Source organism: Ruminococcus sp., from assembly GCF_045129435.1.
Classification (GTDB): Bacteria; Bacillota; Clostridia; order Oscillospirales; family Acutalibacteraceae; genus Ruminococcoides.
In genome coordinates, this window is record NZ_JBGVJL010000134.1 from 1 (window position 1) to 2,120 (window position 2,120).

A 2,120-nucleotide genomic window follows, 5' to 3' on the forward strand; every position below is an offset into this window, starting at 1 on the left:
TTTTTTATCATTTCATCAAGATTTTCAATACTGATAATAACTCCTCCTTTGCGTGTATAATAAAGTGTATTTTGCAAAGGAAGTAAATATGCTCATTATAGAGCAGTCAGTAATCAGCAAGGCGCACGCATAGGATAAAAAGTAAAGAGGCGGTCAACGCCGCCCTTCGTGAATATACATAAAAACACCGCCTTTTTGAAGTGACCCCAAAAAGTTAGACAAAGTTTTTTAGAAAAACTTGTACAAATTAAATATTAAGCAGCTAAAATGGCTTGAGATCTGTGCATAGCAGGTGTCAAGCCATTTAATTTTAGCTTGATTCTGCAATTGTTGTAATAATCTAGATATTCTTCTAATTCGGCTCGGAAGTGTTCTAATGAATCGAATTCTTGTAGGTACAACAATTCTGTTTTTAGCAAACCAAAGAAATTTTCAATTACTGCATTATCCAAGCAGTTCCCTTTACGGCTCATGCTCTGCTGTATCCCTTTATCAATTAACATCTTTTGATATTGTTTATGTTGATAATGCCAACCCTGGTCTGAATGAAGAATCAGATTTGTATTATCAGGTATTTTTTCAAATGCCTTATCAAGCATTTCTGTTACTATGCTTAATTTTGGATGTTCAGAAATTGTATATGATACAATATCCCCACTATATAAATCGAGAATAGGAGAAAGGTAAAGTTTTTGGTCAAACAAACTGAACTCTGTTACATCAGTAACCCACTTTTCATTTGGTTTTGAAGCAACAAAATTCCTCTCAAGTAAATTAGGGGCAATTTTTCCTACTTCACCTTTATATGATTTGTATTTCTTCATTCTGACTCTACATATCAGATTAAGCTGTTTCATTAGCCTTTGCACGGTCTTGTGGTTAATTAGAAAACCTCTGTTATGCAATTCCTTTGTTATTCTGCGATAACCATATCTTCCTTTGTTTTCTGTGTAAATGCTTGATATTTCTTCTTTAATTTCAAAGTATTTGTCTTCATCATTTCTGTGCTTAACATAGTAGTAATACGTGCTTCGAGGGATTCCGGCTATTTCTATCAATAATGATATTTTAAATTCATGCCTCAGCTCCCAAATTATTTTCGCTTTTTCTCTTGCCGTACCCTCTCGGCAACCAAGGCATTCAATTTTTTTAAGTATGCATTCTCCGCTCTTAATCGTTGTACTTCCGCCAATAAATCTTCTTCAACTTCTTTTGGAAGTTTTCTTGGACGACCTGTGTTTTTTCTTCCTCTGCGTTCAATGTACAAGCCTTCAGGTCCTTCTTCAAGATAGATGCGTTCCCATAACAGGACTCTTGTATGATCACTTATTTCAAATTGTCTTGCTGTTTCTCTGAAACTTAGCTTCTCCTTGTGCATTGTTTCTATTACTTTTTGTTTGAATTCTCCTGTATATCTCTTGTTCGGTATTCCTTTTGGCATAAAAAATCACCCCTCCTGTTAAACATTATATCACAATGTCTAACATTTGGGGTGCATTTCATTTTTTCAAGACGGTGTTCATTTTATTTATTGTTCGCCGCGTGGCGTTACTTTTCCTGTAAGAAAAGTAACCAAAGGAACTTTACCTTTTATGCGGTCTTTAATTCGGGGTGCTTTTTCTCAGCAATCTTCTGAAGTGCAAACACTACAGCAATAAGTGCGAAACCTGAAATATCAGTTACAGCACCGGGTATGATGCAAAGCAATCCGCCGCCGAGAAGAAGAATTCTCTGCCACCAGGGACACTTGACGTACATATATCCTTCCATACCTGCAGAAACACCCAAAATACCGATAATGGCAGATACACAGATAAGTGCAACGTCGTACCAGTGCTCAACACCTATGAAGAGCATCTCGGGGCTATAAGCAAAAATATAAGGAACAATAAATGCCGTAATCGCTAATCTCGTTGCGGTAACACCTGTTTTAAGCGGGTTGCATTTTGCAATTGCTGCACCTGCATATGCCGCAAGAGCAACAGGAGGCGTAATATCAGCAACAATACCGAAATAGAACACGAACATATGAGCCGCAAGAACAGGAATGCCCATCTTGATAAGAATGGGAGCTGTAATTGTAGCCATAATAACATAGTTAGCTGTTGTCGGAACACCCA

3 protein-coding genes are annotated in these 2,120 nt (G+C 37.0%); all 3 read right to left on the bottom strand.

Annotation, left to right across the window (positions count from 1 at the left end; translation table 11 throughout):
• Positions 1–254: 254 nt before the first annotated feature.
• Positions 255–1,193: an IS3 family transposase gene (locus ACJMMI_RS06430; RefSeq protein WP_405354383.1), complete on the bottom strand. Its 939-nt coding sequence runs from the start codon at positions 1,191–1,193 to the stop codon at positions 255–257.
• Positions 1,094–1,441: a transposase gene (locus ACJMMI_RS06435; RefSeq protein WP_405354381.1), complete on the bottom strand. Its 348-nt coding sequence runs from the start codon at positions 1,439–1,441 to the stop codon at positions 1,094–1,096. The genes ACJMMI_RS06430 and ACJMMI_RS06435 overlap by 100 nt, the downstream gene beginning before the upstream one ends.
• Positions 1,442–1,590: 149 nt before the next feature.
• The coding region (locus ACJMMI_RS06440; RefSeq protein ID WP_405354382.1) for a DUF3394 domain-containing protein at positions 1,591–2,120 on the bottom strand (530 nt) is incomplete at its 5' end.

Bases quoted from the DNA above. Each gene is read 5' to 3' on its own strand.
- ACJMMI_RS06435 (WP_405354381.1), bottom strand. From the start codon at position 1,441: ATGCCAAAAGGAATACCGAACAAGAGATATACAGGAGAATTCAAACAA.